The following is a 17,396-nucleotide window of genomic DNA, read 5'->3' on the forward strand; positions in this document are numbered from 1 at the left end:
GGCTCCGTTGAAGTCCGGGTGGCCCGGTGGGAGCGGTGGCCGGTAGGTGCCCGAGCCGTCCGGCGTGCTCAGCCGTCCGGCGTGCTCGGATCGGCGCTGCTTCATGGCGTCCGGCATTGCCTGCCCGACACCCGACACCCGACACCTCAAAACGGATTGTCCATCCGATTATGTGCTACCGTCCGAGCAGCGGATGAACTATCCGTTTGACTGGCTGGAGGGACGCATGACGAAGACTGCTGTGGTCACGGCGGGGACGGCCGGCATCGGACTGGAGACGGCCCTAGGGCTGGCCGACGCCGGGTTCTCGGTCACCGTGGTCGGACGCAACGCCGACCGGGGTGCGCGGGCGGTCGACCGAATCAACGCGACGAACCCGGCGCGTCCCGGGCGGTTCCTGCCCGCCGACCTCGGCTCGCTCGACCAGGTGCGCGCGCTCGCCGACCGGATCGCCGCTGAGCACGCCGCCTCCGGCGACCCGCTGACCGTGCTGGTCAACAACGTCGGGGCGATGTTCCCGCAGCGACAGACCCTGGACGGCATCGAGGCGTCGTTCGTCGTCAACCACCTCTCGCCGTACTTGCTGACAGAACTGCTGCTGCCCACGCTGGCAGGCGGGGTGCCGAGCAGGATCGTGAACGTGACCTCGGGCGCGGTCGGGCTCGCGAAGAGAGCCTTCGACGCCGTCGAGCCGCCGGGCGGCTACTACGGCTTTCACTGGTATGGCCGCGCCAAGCTCGCCAACCTCGCCTACACGCTCGACCTGGCGAATCGACTGAAGGGCACGGCCGTCTCCGTCTTCGCCGCCGACCCCGGAGGCGCCGCGACCGACATGACCAACGGCACGCTGACCGACCCGAAGGTCGTGTCACCAGCCCTGCGGCTGCTGTGGCCACTGGTGCGTCGCAAGTTCGAACGCTCCACCTCGGGTCCGGCGTCCGTGGCTGCCCGGCCCTCGATCGTCGCCGCCACTGACGAAGCCCTCGCGGGCCGGACCGGCATCGTCATCGGGGCCCAGGCGCACCCGGTGACGCCACTGCGCGCGGCGACCGACCCCCGCATCGCCCAGGACGTGCGCCGGCTCAGTGAACGGTACGCACCTCTCACGGCCTCCTGACCTGCCAGGCGGTGCGGGTGCTGTCGGCGGCATCATCCGGATGGGGAATCCGGTTAGCATGTCCCCCATGACGACTCCCCTGCGCAAGGACGCGGCCCGCAACTGGGACCGGATCGTCGCGGTCGCCCGTGCCCTGATCGACCAGGGCACACCCCTGCAACTGAACGACGTCGCCGGCCGCGCCGGAGTCGGAGTCGGTACCGTCTACCGGCACTTCGCCACCCCCGAGGCGCTACTGGAGACCGTCGCCACTCCCTGCCTGGAAGCCCTGGTGGACCACGGCCGGCAGGCTCTGACCGGCGCCGACCCCTGGCGCGCGCTCGAATGTTTCCTGTTCCGCACCGTCGAAGCGCAGGTCGCTGACGCGTCCCTGTCCCCGGTCGCCGCCGCAGCCACCGACGCCCTGCCCCGCACCACACAGCTCAAAGAGGCGCTTCGGTCGGTCGGCACCGCACTCCTCGGCCGGGCTCGCGATGCCGGAGCGGTCCGACCTGACCTGACCTCCGCCGACCTCGTCCCGCTCATGTGCGGCATCGCCTATGCCGTTCACGTCCACGGCGGCACACCCGCCGACCGGATCGACACCGCGCACCGCTACCTGGCCACACTCCTCGAAGGACTGCACGCCACGCCAGAGCACGCGTGAGAACGCCGCCCGCGCACCAGCCGGGGTGATCCGTACCTGCCGATGGCCCTCCTCTCATCGCGAGAAGAGGGCCATCGATGTCAGGCCGTAGTGGAGCGGACCTCGCCAGTACGGACAAGGCCGACGAACGAGACCCATCCGGCCGGGCGGAACCGCAGCGCGGGACCATTCGGGTTCTTGGAGTCACGAACACCGATCACTCCGTGGGTGGCGGTGGCGTCGGCGATCTCGACGCAGTTGCCTCCGGCGTTGCTGTACGACGACCTGTGCCAGGCGTCTTCGGGTGCCAGCTCAGAGGCTGGGACGTGGCTGTTCATGGCCTCCCTACCTTCGGAGTCGGGCACGGTTCAGATCAGGCCGAGTCACCTTCGGCCGTGCACACGAAAGCCAAGAGTCCGTCCCACCCGGCCCGACTGATGCGCAGGGCGGGACCGCTCTTGTCCTTCGAGTCCCGGACGAGGATGTCGTCGTGCGTCCGGAGTCGGCTGGCAACCTCGACGCAACTGCCGCCTATGCCGCTGCTGTACGACGACTTGTACCAGGCGCCTTCGGGTGCCAGCTCTAAGGCGGGGATATGCGTGCTCATGCATTCATACCTTTCCTGTACGCCGTCGCACGACGCGCCGTGGCACGGTTCAGATCACGCCGAAGTCGCCTTCGGCCGTGCGGACGAAGCCCAGGAGTCCGTCCCACCCTGCCCGGCTGATACGCAGGGCCGGGCCGCTCTCTTCTTTTGAGTCTCGGACGAGGACGTCATCGTGCGTGCGGAGTCGGCTGGCAACCTCGACGCAACTGTTGCCTGATGCGCTGCTGTACGACGACTTGAACCAGGCGTTTTCAGGGGCCAGCTCAGAGGCTGGGATGTGAGTGCTCATGGCTCTACAACTCTCCTGCCAGTCGTTTCATGAACTGCGGTGTGTCCTCGGGTGGAAGGGCCGAGGCGATCATGTAGTCGAACCTGCGGGTGAACCGTGCGACCTCCCCGGGCTTGTCCGACGTTGACACCGCCCCCCACGGGTTGTCCACCGACACCATCGGGGGGAGGCCAGCACCAAGATCGAGGATGGCCAGGTCGTTGGTCGCGCGATACCCCGGGCTGTTGAGAGGCAGCACCTGGATTTTGACGTGGCTGAGCTTGGACAGCCTCGTGATTTCCTCGTACTGCTCGCGCATGACGTCAGCGCCACCGTAGGTGCTCCGAAGGCCCGCCTCGCCCTGGATGACCCAGAGTTTGACCGGCTTGGGTTCGCGCCTCAGAACTCGCTCCTTGCGTTCCAAGCGCAGCGCCACGTTGTACTGGATGAACTCGCTGGTGGTTTCTTGGAGCGGTCTTTCGTCCTCGAAGATCGCCTGTGCGTATCCCTTGGTCTGGATTAGCCCGTGGATGACCTGCGGGTGATAGGCCCGGATCTCCTCAGCCTCGGCCTCTAGACCAACGAAGCCCTGCATCGCGGGATGCACCTGGCTTCGGTACTGGGTCACCCAGTCCTGGTTGATTGCATCACGGTTCAGGTCGAGGAATGCCTCGATGACCTCCTCGTCGTCCACCCCGTACTTGGCCAAGAGCTTCTTCAGGTCGCCCACGTTACGGAAGTTGAGACTTCCCGTCTCGATGCGCTGGAGTGCGGCCTCCGAGAGTTTGGTGCCCTGTATGGCCTGCTTGCGGGTCATCGGTTTGCCGTTGACCAAGATGCTCTCTCGGATGCCCCGTAACCGGAGACCGAGTTCGAGGCGCCTACCGGTCGCCCCTCGCTTCGCTGCCACTTGTGCGCCCTCCTCGTGTTCCTGTGCCGATCTTGAGGTGCCGTGTGCGGAGAGTTACCCCGCTTGTTCAGGCCCCGCAGCCCCCTGTGCAGGTCTGTGCATAGTCCAATTTGGTCGGCGCCGAATTTTCGACACAGATGCGGTTGCAGGTGCACCGGCCTACCCGTCACGGTAGTTGAGTCGGCGTGATCGCGGGCGGTGAAGTGGTGAATCCGATCTACGAGTTGGGCGGGATTCTCTGCTGCGCTACCCATCTGAGCTGCGGAGGAACGAGGCATGGGTGTCACCACACTGGGCCCGGAGATCGTCGCAATATTGGGCGCCGAAGGCCCGTCGGACCCCGTGCCGACCATCCTTGAAGACCTCTCCGTATCCATCGAACGCGGGTATGTAACAGGTACTCCCGGCGTGCCGAGTTCGACCGCCATCCGGGTCGGACACCTCCGTCGAATCGGGGTCGGCAAGCTGACCTCATGGGGCCTCTCGGACCTCGTTGACGACGCTGAGTTACTGATCAGCGAACTCGTCACCAACGGAATTCGCCACGGAACCGGTCCCGAGGTCGTCTTCCGGCTCGTCATCGGCGAGGAATTCCTCGTACTCGAAGTGCACGACGGCTCACCCCAGTTGCCCCGCGTCCGCACCGCCGGTCCCGGCGAGGAGAACGGCCGGGGCATGTTCCTCGTGGACGCGCTCGCCACGTCCTGGGGAGTCAGCGCGGATGGCACGACGACGTGGTGCATCCTCACGAAGCCCGCTCAGGCGGAGCCGAACCCATGACCACGACCGCCGACCCCAGGATCACGGCCCTGATCCTGGCCACCATGCGGGAACGCTTCCTACTGGCGTCGCCCGAAGTACCCGTGGTCGCCGACGTATTCGAGGACCTTGAGGCCGTACTCGGCCCCTACGCAGACCTCACCGCCGCCGACCTCGCGGAACTGACTCCACGCCTCCACACGGTGTTTCACCGACTCCTGGTCGTGGCGCGGCAGCCGAACAGCGGCGTCAGCGCAGTCACGGCGGCGGCTGCCCGGAACCTCTTGGACAAGCCTCTCCCCTTTGAGCCCACCCAGGCGCTCGGGTACGTCCGGCGCCTCGCCGTGACCGTAGGCGGCCTGCTCGATGAACTGCTGGAGGAGCTGCCGTGAGCGGCGAAGCCCCTCCCCCGCTGACCATCGACGTACGCCCGGCGCACGAAGCGTACGACTACGAGTTCGTCGCCTCCCGCCTCCACGATCTCGACCTGCTACGCGAAAGCATCGCCGTCCGTATCTACCGGGTCCCGCTGCTCGCGGTGCCCGTCGGCGGACGCAGGCGCGGCGGGCGCATGGACGTGGGGCGGTCGGTGACGCTGGCGCTCGCCATCCGAACCGTCCTGCTCGGCCACCCCGGTTTCCCCGTACCCCGCATCCGCCTGACCCGCCCCGCGAACGTGGACACGTGGCTCGTCGAATGGGGAGCCCACGCTCCCGACCTGCCGTCCGGCCACCCGGAACGGAACCGCTTCTTCGGATACGCCGAAGCCGCACCGACAGAGGAAGGGTGCCCCGCCGATGAGCGCAGCCGACGCAGCCGATGACGATCTGGCCGATCTTCAGTTCTTCGAGATCCCGCACATGCGACGACTCACCGCCGAGCAGAACGCGGGCGCCGCGTGCGTGTGGTGCGCCGCCGCGCTCGCCCCCGGCGCGGGGGTCGACCTCGGCGAGGGCATGGGCTGGCGGCCCCACTCCTGCGGGCGCTGCTACCCGCTCCGGGTCGCGGTCGTGCGCACGTTCAGGAATCTCCACGCCCACTGGACGTCCTGCACACCGTGCGAGGGCGCCGCCCGGGTCGGGGACCGGCTGTGCGCGGAGGCCACCACCCGGCAGGCCGCGCACCTACGGGCCCGCAAGGCGGCCGACAAGGAAACCCCGACCTGCTTCTCCTGCCGCAACCCCATCACCGAGAGGGAGTCCCAGGCCGGCACCTTCGCCCCCCACGTCTGGACGGCCCCCAACTCGTCCACGCCGTACCGGACCTTCGTCCACACCGGGGTCTGCCTGTGGAACGAGACCGTGTTGTAGGCGCGGTCAAGGATGCACTTTCAGCCACCCAGGGCCTGAACTCTCCCCCACCCGCAAGCCCCTGGCGCACCGCCGGGCACCGTGGCCTCAGCCACTCCTCCCCGTTCCGCCCTCCCCCGGCGCCCCGTCGCGATTCCCGGATGTTCAGGCGCCCGTACCGGTGGTGAGCCTGCCGTGGGGCCCCCTGCCGCCGTGCGCCTCACAGTTGCGAACACCCATCGCACAGCCGGGATATGACAGGGCAACATATCCGTTTACCGAACATGACCAACCGTGCAACGGACCGTTTCGAGCCAACCTCCTGATGCGCTCCTGACAAGGACATGATCGGGCTGCCACTCTTCCCCTCGGCCAGCGCACAGCCCGGACACACGTCCGCCGTACGGCCGTACGGCGGCCGGCACCACCCCCCACGAAGCACCCCCACAAAGCACCACCAGGTACCGCGAAGTACCACCCCCACACCGCGCCACCGGCGCGAACGGCAGTACACCGCACGACATCCGCACGGCACCCGCACATGGTTCCGCCCCAGTTCTGCCCCCGGACGGCCACCCAGCCGGCCGGTCTCCCTGGTCGCAGACCCGCGACCACGCAGAAGGAGTCAGTGTTGAGACCCACCTCCCACGACATGACCCCCCACTCCCCCCACACTCAGACCCCGGGCGCCTCCCGCTCCCGCGCCCGTCGGCGCGCGGCCGGTGGCGCCCTGGTCGCCGTGGCGGCCCTGCTTGCCGTCGCCGTGCAGACGGGAGCGGCCACAGCGGACGCGAACCCGGCCGCGGCGACCGCGCGGAAGGCCGACCCCGGCGCCCTGCCGAAGAACCTCTCGCCGTCCCAGCGCGCCGAGCTGATACGCGCGGCCGACGCGTCCAAGGCGGAGACCGCCAAGGACCTCGGCCTCGGCGCGCAGGAGAAGCTCGTCGTCCGTGATGTCACCCAGGACCGCGACGGCACCACGCACACCCGCTACGAGCGCACCTACGCGGGCCTCCCGGTCCTCGGCGGCGACCTCGTCGTGGACGCGGCCAAGTCCGGTGCGACGCAGACCGTCACGAAGGCGTCCCGCGCCTCGCTGAAGGGCGTCACCACCACGGCGACCGTGAAGGCGGCCACCGCCGAGAAGCAGGCGCTGAGCGCGGCGGCCGACGCGGGGTCGAAGAAGACCGAGGCGGACAGCGCGCCGCGCAAGGTCGTGTGGATGGCGTCGGGCACCCCGACCCTCGCGTACGAGACCGTCGTGGGCGGGCTCCAGGAGGACGGCACCCCGAACGAGCTGCACGTCGTCACGGACGCCGCCACCGGCGCGAAGCTCTTCGAGTGGCAGGGCGTCCAGAACGGCACCGGCAACACCCAGTACAGCGGCACCGTCACCCTCGGCACCACCCTGTCGGGCTCCAACTACACCCTCACCGACGGGGGCCGCGGCGGCCACAAGACGTACAACCTCAACCGGGGTACGTCCGGCACCGGCACGCTGTTCTCTCAGACCAACGACACCTGGGGCAACGGCACCACGTCGAACGCGGCCACCGCGGGCGCCGACGCCGCCTACGGCGCGGCCGAGACGTGGGACTACTACAAGAACGTCTACGGCCGCAGCGGCATCCGCGGCGACGGCGTCGGCGCGTACTCCCGCGTGCACTACGGCAACAACTACGTCAACGCGTTCTGGAGCGACAGCTGCTTCTGCATGACGTACGGCGACGGCAGCGGCAACGCCAAGCCGCTCACCTCGCTCGACGTGGCGGCCCACGAGATGACGCACGGCGTCACCGCGGCCACCGCGAAGCTCGTCTACAGCGGTGAGTCCGGCGGCCTCAACGAGGCGACGTCGGACATCTTCGCGGCGGCCGTCGAGTTCTACGCGAACAACGCGTCGGACCCGGGCGACTACCTCATCGGCGAGAAGATCGACATCAACGGCAACGGGACCCCGCTGCGCTACATGGACAAGCCGAGCAAGGACGGCGCGTCCAAGGACTCGTGGTACTCCGGCATCGGCTCGGTCGACGTGCACTACTCGTCGGGCCCGGCGAACCACTGGTTCTACCTGCTGTCCGAGGGCAGCGGCGCCAAGACCATCAACGGCGTCTCGTACAACTCGTCGACCTCGGACGGCCTGCCCGTCACCGGGATCGGCCGGGACAAGGCCGCGCTGATCTGGTACAAGGCGCTGACCACGAAGTTCACCTCGACCACCAACTACGCGAGCGCCCGCACCGGCACCCTCGCGGTGGCCGCCGAGCTGTACGGCACGACGAGCGCCGAGTACAAGTCCGTGACGGACGCGTGGGCCGGTATCGCGGTCGGCGCGCGGCCGGGCGGCGGCGACCCGGGCACGGGTACGTCGTTCGAGAACACCACTCCGGTCGCCATCCCGGACGCCGGTGCGGCCGTCACCTCGTCGGTGACCGTCACCGGCCGTGCGGGCAACGCGCCGAGCAACCTGTCGGTGTCCGTGGACATCACGCACACCTGGCGCGGTGACCTGGTCGTCGACCTGGTCGGCCCGAGCGGGACCTCGTACCGGCTGAAGAACTCCAGCAGCTCGGACTCGGCGGACGACGTCCGGGAGACCTACACGGTCAACGCGGCTGCGGAGGTCGCGAACGGCGTCTGGAAGCTGAAGGTGCAGGACGTGGCGGCCCAGGACGTCGGGCAGATCAACAGCTGGAAGGTCACCTTCCCGTAAGCCGGGTCGCCTTCCGGTAGGGCTGGTCGGCAGACTCTCCTCAGAGACGGCGCCGTCCCGGGATCAACTCCCCGGGGCGGCGCCGCCGTTCGTTCGCCCTGCGGACATCGCGCCACGCCCAACGGACGTTTTCCGGCCAACATGCCGTCAGGCTCATGACACATGCGCCATACAACTGGCACGCTTCACCCCGCACCTCATGAGCACCACCGCACCCCAGCACACCAACACCCCAGCACCACCGCCCCACGCGGCCCCCACGCCGCACCGGGCGTCCCCCCACAAGTACACATCTTCACAAGGAGTCTGCGTGACCCCCCACATATCCCGCAGCAATCGGACCCTGGCTCTGGCGACCGCCGTCGCGGCCGGAGCCCTTCTCGCCGGCGGCCTCACCTCCGGCGCCTCCGCACAGACGGCACAGAAGGCCGACGCGACCCCCGCCGCCGCCCCGATGAAGCTGTCCGGCGCCGCACGCGCCGCGCTGCTGAAGACCGCCGAGGACACCACCGCCCGAACCGCCGACCGCATCGGCCTCGGCGCCAAGGAAAAGCTCGTCGTCAAGGACGTCGTCAAGGACCGCGACGGCACCACCCACACCCGCTACGAGCGCACGTACGCCGGACTCCCCGTCCTCGGCGGCGACTTGGTCGTGCACACCGCCAAGTCCGGTGCGGCCAAGGGCGTCACCAAGGCCGTGAAGGCGGACATCGCCGTCGACACGGGCGCCGGAACGCTCGCCGCCGAGAGCGCGCCGAAGGGCGCCCGCAAGGTCGTGTGGGCGGCGACGGGCACGCCGGTGCTCGCCTACGAGAAGGTCGTCAAGAGCACGAAGAAGGACGGCACGCCCAGCGAGCTGCACGTCGTCACGGACGCGGCCACCGGCAAGAAGCTGTTCCAGTGGGACGACATCCGCAACGGCGCGGGCGAGAGCCAGTACAGCGGCAGCGTCACGGTCGGCTCCACCGGCTCCGGTTCCTCGTTCGCGCTGACGGACGCCGCGCGCGGCAACCACAGCACGTACAACCTGAACCACGGCACCTCCGGCCAGGGCACCCTCTTCACGGACGCGGACGACACCTGGGGCAACGGCACCACCAGCGACCCGGCGACCGCAGCCGTGGACGCCGCCTACGGTGCCCAGCTCACGTGGGACTACTACAAGAACGTGCACGGCCGCAGCGGTATCCGGGGCGACGGCGTCGGCGCGTACTCCCGGGTGCACTACGGCAACAACTACGTCAACGCGTTCTGGAGCGACAGCTGCTTCTGCATGACGTACGGCGACGGCAGCGGCAACGCGAAGCCGCTCACGTCCATCGACGTGGCCGCGCACGAGATGACGCACGGCGTCACGGCCGCCACCGCGAAACTCGTCTACAGCGGTGAGTCCGGCGGCCTCAACGAGGCGACCTCGGACATCTTCGCGGCGGCCGTCGAGTTCAACGCCGCCAACCCGGAGGACGTCGGCGACTACCTCATCGGCGAGAAGATCGACATCAACGGCGACGGCACTCCGCTGCGCTACATGGACAAGCCCAGCAAGGACGGCGCCTCGCTGGACAACTGGAGTTCGTCGGCGGGCGGCGTGGACGTCCACTACTCGTCCGGCATCGCCAACCACTTCTTCTATCTGCTGTCCGAGGGCAGCGGCGCCAAGACCGTCAACGGCGTCTCGTACGACTCGCCGACCGCCGACGGCCAGCCGGTCACCGGCATCGGCCGCGACAAGGCCGAGCAGATCTGGTTCAAGGCGCTCACCACGTACATGACGTCGACGACGAAGTACGCGCAGGCCCGCACCGCCACGCTGAGCGCGGCCAAGGACCTGTACGGCGACGGTTCGGCGGAGTACCAGGCCGTGGACCGCGCCTGGGCCGGGGTCAACGTGAAGTGACGTGAACTGATCCGACGGCTGTCCCGCCACCCCTTTGACCGGGCGGCACCCGGGGTCTCTCCTACGATCCCCGGGTGCCGCCCGCTCCATGCCAAGCCAAGCCATGCCCGGCCGGGCTCAGCGGAGCAGAACCCCCGCGTTCTCGCCGACCGACTCCGACGGCACCGCGACCAGGCCGAGTTCGGCGCTCGACGCCAGCAGCGGGTGCTCGGGGAGGATGCGGACCGTATAGCCGTAGGGTCCGGTGCGGTCGAGGGTGAGCGGGCCCTCGTACGTCCAGCGGCCCTCCAGATCGGGTCCGCCGACCGGCTTCAGCGGGACGTGCGAGCCGTCCGTGATCCGGTCCTCGGGGTCGACCCGGCCCGCGACGGCCTGCACCTCGACGTCCTCGGGGACGAGGTCGCCGAGCCGCACCCGGACCCGCAGCGCGAGCACCGTACCGACCTCCGGGGTCGCGGGCGCCGCCGATGCCTCCACGTGGTCGACGGCGACGCGGCTCCAGCCGGAGCGCACCCGGGTCTTCCAGGTGGCGAGTTCGAGCGCGGCGCCATCGGTCAGCGCGCGGTGGGCGCGGGCGGCCGGCAGATACAGCCGCTCCACGTACTCGCGGACCATCCGCCCGGCCAGGACCTTCGGGCCGAGCAGGGTGAGGGTCTGGCGGACCATCGTGATCCAGCGGTCCGGCAGACCGGCCGGGCCCTGCTCGTAGAACCGGGGCGCGACGCGCTGTTCGAGCAGGTCGTAGAGCGCCCGCGCCTCCAGGTCGTCCCGGCGGTCGACGTCGGTGGCCTCGCCGTCGGCCGTGGGGATCGCCCAGCCGAAGTCGGGCGCGTACCACTCGTCCCACCAGCCGTCCAGGACCGACAGGTTGAGGCAGCCGTTGAGTGCGGCCTTCATCCCGGAGGTCCCGCACGCCTCCAGGGGGCGCAGCGGGTTGTTGAGCCAGACGTCGCAGCCCGGGTAGAGCTTCTGCGCCATGCCCATGCCGTAGTCGGGCAGGAACACGATCCGGTGGCGTACCCGGGGGTCGTCGGTGAAGCGCACCAGCTCCTGCACGAGCCGCTTGCCGCCGTCGTCGGCGGGGTGCGCCTTGCCCGCGACGACGATCTGCACGGGCCGCTCGGGGTGCAGCATCAGCTCCATCAGCCGGTCCCGGTCGCGCAGCATGAGCGTCAGCCGCTTGTACGAGGGCACGCGGCGGGCGAAGCCGATGGTGAGGACGTCGGGGTCGAGCACCCCGTCGATCCAGCCGAGTTCGGCGGCCCCGGCGCCGCGCTGGCGCCATGACGCGTACAACCGCTTGCGCACCTCGCCGACCAACTGCTCGCGCAGCAGCCGCCGCAGCGCCCAGACCTCGGTGTCGGGGATCTCGGCGATGGCGTCCCAGCGGCCCGCGTCGGAGCCGGTGAGCGCGTCCTCGGTGCGCGGTGCGCCGAAGGTGCGGGCGCCGAGCCGCAGTACCTCGGGGGCGACCCAGGTGGGGGCGTGGACGCCGTTGGTGACGGAGGTGATGGGCACCTCGTCGGCGTCGAAGCCTGGCCAGAGGCCGGAGAACATCTCGCGGCTGACGCGGCCGTGCAGCAGCGAGACCCCGTTGGCGCGCTGGCCCAGGCGCAGGCCCATGACGGCCATGTTGAAGAGGTTGGGTTCGCCGCCGGGGTAGGTCTCCATGCCGAGCTGGAGGACGCGTTCGACGTCGATGCCGGGGAGTTCGGCGTCGGCGCCGAAGTGCCGGGCGACGAGTTCGCGGTCGAAGCGGTCGATGCCGGCCGGGACGGGCGTGTGGGTGGTGAAGACGGTGCCGGCCCGGACGGATTCGAGGGCCGGATCGAAGGCGAGACCGCGGGCGACGTGCTCATGGATGCGTTCGAGGCCGAGGAAGCCGGCGTGGCCCTCGTTGGTGTGGAAGACCTCGGGCGCGGGGTGCCCGGTCAGCTCGCAGTAGGCGCGCACGGCGCGGACGCCGCCGATGCCGAGCAGCATCTCCTGGAGCAGCCGGTGCTCGCTGCCGCCGCCGTAGAGCCGGTCGGTGACATTGCGCTCCTTGGAGCCGTTCTCCTCTATGTCCGAATCGAGCATCAGCAGGGGTACGCGGCCGACCTGGGCGATCCAGATCCGGGCGTGCAGACTCCGCCCGCCGGGCAGCGCGATGGCGATGTGCGCGGGGCTGCCGTCGGCAGCGCGGAGCAGTGAGAGGGGCAGTTCGTCGGGGTCGAGCAGCGGATAGGTCTCCTGCTGCCAGCCGTCGCGCGAGAGCGACTGGCGGAAGTAGCCGTGGCGGTAGAGCAGGCCGACGCCGATGAGCGGGACGCCGAGGTCGCTGGCGGCCTTGAGGTGGTCGCCGGCGAGGATGCCGAGGCCGCCGGAGTACTGGGGCAGCGCGGCGGTGACGCCGAATTCGGGGGAGAAGTAGGCGACGGCGGCGGGCAGGTCGCCCGGCTGGTCCTGATACCAGCGGTCGCCCTGGACGTAGTCCTTGAGGTCGTCGGCGGTCTCGGTGAGGCGGTGCAGGAAATCCGGGTCGGCGGCGAGTTCCGTGAGCCGTTCGGGGGCGACGCCGCCGAGCAGCCGGACGGGGTCGCCGTCGGCGGCCCAGCGGGCCGGGTCCACGGACCGGAAGAGGTCACGGGTCCCTTCGTGCCAGGACCAGCGGAGGTTGCGGGCCAGCTCGCTCAGCGCGAGCAGGGGCTCGGGGAGTACGGGACGGACGGTGATGCGACGGATGGCCTTCACGTTTCCACCTTCGCAGGGGTCGGCGGGGTCCGACGGTAGCTGGCGGCGGTACGCGGCCAAAACAGCGCAAAGGCTCACCCCTTTCCCGGACCGGGCGCCCCCCTCGGCCCCCGATCGCTCCCCTTCGCCGACCCAAAAGACGCCAAACTTCCCCCTGGCCCACTTGTGGGGGTTCGTGCCGCGCGAGAGGCTGCGAGGGTCGGGCCGGGCGCGCGAGGAGTTAACACAAGTCCGGATTGGTCACCCGATCGCCATGGGAAGGCTCCTCCGGTACGCGTACGCCACCGCACACCCCCGCAGGACCTCTCACTCCATCTCGTATACGAAACCGACCCGGGCGAGTGCTCTGCGTACCCCCGAACGAGTGACGCGGAGGGGAGCAGTCATGCCCGCACCCGCGAGTCACCCCTCCCGCATATAAAAAGAGGGCAAAAGCCTCAGAACGCCGAGCCGCCCGCCCCCGCAGAACGCCCAGGTGATGCCGTGAACCCGCCGTCCATTGGCCGCATTCCCGTGCTGGACGTCCAGCCCCGAGTCGACTGCGGGCGCCGCCCCGCCAAGGCGGTGGTGGACGAATCCTTCCAGGTCACCGCCACCGTCTTCCGTGAAGGCCATGGAGCGGTGGCCGCCAATGTCGTGCTGCGCGACCCGGACGGCAGGTCCCGGGGGTGGTTCCCGATGCGGGAGCTGGCCCCCGGCACCGACCGCTGGGGCACGACCGTCAAGCCCACCACGGAGGGCCGCTGGACCTTCACGGTCGAGGCGTGGAGCGACCCGATCACCACGTGGCGCCACCACGCGGGCATCAAGATCCCGGCCGGTATCGACACCGAGATGGTCCTGGAGGAGGGCGCGCAGCTGCACGAGCGGGCCGCCGCCGGGGTCCCCAAGGCGAAGGGCCGCCGCGAGACCGTGCTCGGCGTGGCGGACATCCTGCGCGACAAGGAGCGCACGGGCGCGGCCCGCCTCGCCGCCGCCCTCACCCCCGACGTGGACGCCGTACTGTCCCGCTATCCGCTGCGCGAACTGGTCACCGCGGCCGAGCCCGCGCACCTCCTCGTGGAGCGCAGGCGCGCGCTGTTCGGTTCCTGGTACGAGTTCTTCCCGCGCTCCGAGGGCGCCAAGGTCACCGAGGGCGAGCCGCCGGTCAGCGGCACCTTCGCCACCGCGGCCGACCGGCTCCCGGCGATCGCCGCGATGGGCTTCGACGTGGTGTATCTGCCGCCGGTCCATCCGATCGGCAGCACCTTCCGCAAGGGCCCGGACAACACACTGACGGCCGGGCCGCACGACGTGGGCGTGCCCTGGGCGATCGGCTCCGCGGAGGGCGGGCACGACGCGATCCACCCGGACCTCGGGACGCTCGCCGACTTCGACGCCTTCGTGGAGCGGGCCGCCGACCTCCGCCTGGAGATCGCCCTCGACTTCGCCCTCCAGTGCTCACCCGACCACCCCTGGGTGGAGAAGCACCCGGACTGGTTCCACCACCGCCCCGACGGCACCATCGCGTACGCGGAGAACCCGCCGAAGAAGTACCAGGACATCTACCCGATCTCCTTCGACAAGGACATGAAGGGCCTGGTCAAGGAGACCGTCCGGGTGCTGCGGTTCTGGATGGGCCACGGGGTGCGGATCTTCCGTGTCGACAACCCGCACACCAAACCCGTGGTGTTCTGGGAGAAGGTCATCGCCGACATCAACGGCACCGACCCCGACGTGATCTTCCTGGCGGAGGCGTTCACCCGCCCCGCGATGATGCGGACCCTCGCGGCGATCGGCTTCCAGCAGTCGTACACCTACTTCACCTGGCGTACGTCGAAGCCGGAGCTGACCGACTACCTGACCGAGCTGTCCCAGGACACGGCCGGTTTCATGCGGCCGAATCTGTTCGTCAACACGCCGGACATCCTGCACGCGTACCTTCAGCAGGGCGGACGCCCCGCGTTCGAGGCGCGCGCGGTACTCGCGGCGACGCTCTCCCCGGCCTGGGGCGTCTACAGCGGGTTCGAACTCTGCGAAAACGTCCCCCAGCGGGACGGCAGCGAGGAATATCTGCACTCCGAGAAGTACGAGCTGCGCCCCCGCGACTGGGAGGCCGCCGAGCGCGCGGGCCGCAGCATCGCGCCCCTGATCACCTCGCTCAACCGGATCAGACGACGCAGCCCCGCCCTCCAACAGCTACGGAACCTGCACTTCCATCCCACGGACAAGGAGGCGGTGATCGCGTACTCCAAGACCGCCGAGGGAACCAGCGGCCCGAACACCGTTCTGGTCGTCGTGAACCTCGACCCGCACCACACCCAGGAGGCCACGGTCTCGTTGGACATGCCGCACCTCGGACTCGGCTGGCACGAGTCCGTCCCGGTCCGCGACGAGCTGACCGGCGAGACCTACCACTGGGGCAGGAGCAATTACGTGCGCCTGGAGCCGGGCACGGCACCCGCGCACGTCTTCACGCTCCTGCGACCGTCCTCACCGATCGGAGGGTCACCCACACGATGATCGTCAACGAACCGGTCCCGGACAAGTTCGAGGACACCCCGGCCAAGGACCGGGACCCGGAGTGGTTCAAACGCGCCGTCTTCTACGAGGTGCTGGTCCGCTCCTTCCAGGACAGCAACGGCGACGGCGTCGGCGACCTGAAAGGTCTCACCGCCAAACTGGACTACCTCCAGTGGCTCGGCGTGGACTGCCTCTGGCTGCCGCCGTTCTTCAAGTCGCCGCTGCGCGACGGCGGTTACGACGTCTCCGACTACACGGCCGTGCTGCCCGAGTTCGGCGACCTCGCCGACTTCGTGGAGTTCGTGGACGCCGCGCACCAGCGCGGTATGCGCGTGATCATCGACTTCGTGATGAACCACACCAGCGACCAGCACCCGTGGTTCCAGGAGTCCCGCGCCAACCCGGACGGCCCCTACGGCGACTACTACCTCTGGGCCGACGACGACAAGCAGTACCCGGACGCGCGGATCATCTTCGTCGACACCGAGGCGTCGAACTGGACCTTCGACCCGGTCCGCCAGCAGTACTACTGGCACCGCTTCTTCTCGCACCAGCCCGATCTCAACTTCGAGAACCCGGCGGTGCAGGAGGAGATCATCGGCGCCCTGCGGTTCTGGCTGGACCTCGGCATCGACGGCTTCCGGCTCGACGCGGTGCCGTACCTCTACACCGAAGAGGGCACCAACTGCGAGAACCTGCCGGCGACGCACGAGATGCTGCGCCGGGTGCGCAAGGAGATCGACGCGCACTACCCGGACACCGTGCTGCTCGCCGAGGCCAACCAGTGGCCCGAGGACGTCGTCGACTACTTCGGCGACTTCTCCCAGGGCGGCGACGAATGCCATATGGCGTTCCACTTCCCGGTGATGCCACGGATCTTCATGGCCGTACGCCGCGAATCCCGCTACCCGGTGTCGGAAATCCTCGCCAAGACCCCGGCCATCCCGTCCGGCTGCCAGTGGGGCATCTTCCTGCGCAACCACGACGAGCTGACCCTCGAAATGGTCACCGACGAGGAACGCGACTACATGTACGCGGAGTACGCCAAGGATCCGCGGATGCGGGCCAACATCGGCATCCGCAGGCGGCTCGCCCCGCTCCTCGACAACGACCGCAACCAGATCGAGCTGTTCACCGCCCTGCTCCTGTCGCTGCCCGGCTCGCCGATCCTGTACTACGGCGACGAGATCGGCATGGGCGACAACATCTGGCTCGGCGACCGTGACGCGGTCCGCACCCCGATGCAGTGGACACCCGACCGCAACGCGGGCTTCTCGTCCTGCGACCCCGGCCGGCTCTACCTCCCGACGATCATGGACCCGGTCTACGGGTACCAGGTCGCCAACGTCGAGGCGTCGATGTCGTCGCCGTCGTCGCTGCTGCACTGGACCCGCCGGATGATCGAGATCCGTAAGCAGAACCCGGCGTTCGGCCTCGGCTCGTACACGGAACTCCAGTCGTCGAACCCGGCGGTCCTCGCGTTTCTGCGGGAGGCGCCGTCGAACGGGGACGGCGAGGACGACCTCGTGCTGTGCGTGCACAACTTCTCGCGCTTCGCACAGCCCACGGAGCTGGAGCTGCAGCGGTTCAACGGCCGCCATCCGGTCGAGCTGATCGGCGGGGTGCGGTTCCCGGCGATCGGTGAATGGCCGTATCTGCTGACCCTGGCGGGCCACGGCTTCTACTGGTTCCGGCTCCGCAAGGACGGCACACCGCCGCAGCCGGTGGCTCCGCCGGTGCAGTCGGACAGGCTCCAGGACATGTAGACCAGGACCTGTGGACAGGTGGGGGTCCCGCGGCCCGTGACGGCGGCGCGACCCCCGCGTAGCTTGGTTGGTACGTCGGCGCCCCCGCCAGACGGACCATCCTCACCCGACACGTCCCGCACAGCAGCACAGTCGTCCCCCCAGCGGAAAGCATGGGCGGGCCCCCTCCGCATTTCCGGGACACGGACGCGCATTCTCCTGCGGTGT

The 17,396-nt window shown here is 69.3% G+C and carries 15 protein-coding genes; 10 read left to right on the top strand and 5 right to left on the bottom strand.

The genetic code is table 11. From position 1 onward, the window contains the following. Positions 1–226: 226 nt before the first annotated feature. Both ACIQNU_RS40470 and ACIQNU_RS40475 read left to right on the top strand, forming a co-directional pair. Positions 227–1,117 (top strand): SDR family NAD(P)-dependent oxidoreductase, encoded by an 891-nt coding sequence (locus tag ACIQNU_RS40470; RefSeq protein WP_401376690.1) that lies wholly within the window; start codon positions 227–229, stop codon positions 1,115–1,117. Between the two features lie 67 nt (positions 1,118–1,184). Beyond that, positions 1,185–1,763 carry a TetR/AcrR family transcriptional regulator gene (locus tag ACIQNU_RS40475; RefSeq protein ID WP_401376693.1) on the top strand — a complete coding sequence of 193 codons (579 nt, stop codon included), beginning with the start codon at positions 1,185–1,187 and terminating at the stop codon, positions 1,761–1,763. 80 nt (positions 1,764–1,843) lie between these two features. On the opposite strand, the gene ACIQNU_RS40480 is transcribed toward ACIQNU_RS40475, so the two are convergent. From ACIQNU_RS40480 to ACIQNU_RS40495, 4 genes are read right to left on the bottom strand one after another with little or no spacing between them, the layout of a single operon-like run. Continuing rightward, positions 1,844–2,080, bottom strand: coding sequence for a DUF397 domain-containing protein (locus tag ACIQNU_RS40480; RefSeq protein ID WP_401376695.1), 237 nt, complete (start codon positions 2,078–2,080; stop codon positions 1,844–1,846). A 35-nt stretch (positions 2,081–2,115) separates the two neighbouring features. Beyond that, positions 2,116–2,349, bottom strand: a complete 234-nt coding sequence (locus tag ACIQNU_RS40485; RefSeq protein ID WP_401376697.1) for a DUF397 domain-containing protein — start codon at positions 2,347–2,349, stop codon at positions 2,116–2,118. A 49-nt stretch (positions 2,350–2,398) separates the two neighbouring features. Beyond that, positions 2,399–2,638 carry a DUF397 domain-containing protein gene (locus ACIQNU_RS40490; RefSeq protein WP_401376700.1) on the bottom strand — a complete coding sequence of 80 codons (240 nt, stop codon included), beginning with the start codon at positions 2,636–2,638 and terminating at the stop codon, positions 2,399–2,401. Between the two features lie 4 nt (positions 2,639–2,642). Beyond that, positions 2,643–3,434 carry a DUF5753 domain-containing protein gene (locus ACIQNU_RS40495; RefSeq protein ID WP_401376703.1) on the bottom strand — a complete coding sequence of 264 codons (792 nt, stop codon included), beginning with the start codon at positions 3,432–3,434 and terminating at the stop codon, positions 2,643–2,645. Between the two features lie 369 nt (positions 3,435–3,803). On the opposite strand from ACIQNU_RS40495, the gene ACIQNU_RS40500 reads away from it, so the two are divergent. The 6 genes from ACIQNU_RS40500 (at position 3,804) to ACIQNU_RS40525 (ending at position 10,188) form a co-directional block, all read left to right on the top strand. Continuing rightward, positions 3,804–4,307 carry an ATP-binding protein gene (locus tag ACIQNU_RS40500; RefSeq protein WP_401376705.1) on the top strand — a complete coding sequence of 168 codons (504 nt, stop codon included), beginning with the start codon at positions 3,804–3,806 and terminating at the stop codon, positions 4,305–4,307. After that, positions 4,304–4,678, top strand: coding sequence for a DUF6415 family natural product biosynthesis protein (locus tag ACIQNU_RS40505; RefSeq protein ID WP_401376707.1), 375 nt, complete (start codon positions 4,304–4,306; stop codon positions 4,676–4,678). The genes ACIQNU_RS40500 and ACIQNU_RS40505 overlap by 4 nt, the downstream gene beginning before the upstream one ends. After that, positions 4,675–5,109 (top strand): DUF6302 family protein, encoded by a 435-nt coding sequence (locus ACIQNU_RS40510; protein WP_401376710.1) that lies wholly within the window; start codon positions 4,675–4,677, stop codon positions 5,107–5,109. The genes ACIQNU_RS40505 and ACIQNU_RS40510 overlap by 4 nt, the downstream gene beginning before the upstream one ends. Beyond that, positions 5,084–5,596, top strand: coding sequence for a hypothetical protein (locus tag ACIQNU_RS40515; protein ID WP_401376712.1), 513 nt, complete (start codon positions 5,084–5,086; stop codon positions 5,594–5,596). Before ACIQNU_RS40510 ends, ACIQNU_RS40515 begins: the two co-directional genes overlap by 26 nt. 631 nt (positions 5,597–6,227) lie before the next feature. Beyond that, complete coding sequence (locus tag ACIQNU_RS40520) at positions 6,228–8,291, top strand: M4 family metallopeptidase (RefSeq protein ID WP_401376752.1); 2,064 nt, start codon at positions 6,228–6,230, stop codon at positions 8,289–8,291. A 310-nt stretch (positions 8,292–8,601) separates the two neighbouring features. Continuing rightward, entirely contained in the window at positions 8,602–10,188 is a 1,587-nt protein-coding gene (locus ACIQNU_RS40525) for a M4 family metallopeptidase (RefSeq protein ID WP_401376715.1), read from the top strand. 117 nt (positions 10,189–10,305) lie between these two features. Here the strand turns inward: ACIQNU_RS40525 and glgP are convergent, their stop codons facing one another. Beyond that, positions 10,306–12,921: an alpha-glucan family phosphorylase gene (glgP, locus tag ACIQNU_RS40530; RefSeq protein ID WP_401376717.1), complete on the bottom strand. Its 2,616-nt coding sequence runs from the start codon at positions 12,919–12,921 to the stop codon at positions 10,306–10,308. Between the two features lie 483 nt (positions 12,922–13,404). On the opposite strand from glgP, the gene ACIQNU_RS40535 reads away from it, so the two are divergent. Then, positions 13,405–15,423, top strand: a complete 2,019-nt coding sequence (locus ACIQNU_RS40535) for an alpha-1,4-glucan--maltose-1-phosphate maltosyltransferase (RefSeq protein WP_401376720.1) — start codon at positions 13,405–13,407, stop codon at positions 15,421–15,423. Further along, positions 15,420–17,189, top strand: coding sequence for a maltose alpha-D-glucosyltransferase (gene treS / locus ACIQNU_RS40540; protein ID WP_401376723.1), 1,770 nt, complete (start codon positions 15,420–15,422; stop codon positions 17,187–17,189). Before ACIQNU_RS40535 ends, treS begins: the two co-directional genes overlap by 4 nt. Positions 17,190–17,396: the final 207 nt, after the last annotated feature.

This window comes from Streptomyces sp. NPDC091292, from assembly GCF_044757265.1.
GTDB lineage: Bacteria > Actinomycetota > Actinomycetes > Streptomycetales > Streptomycetaceae > Streptomyces.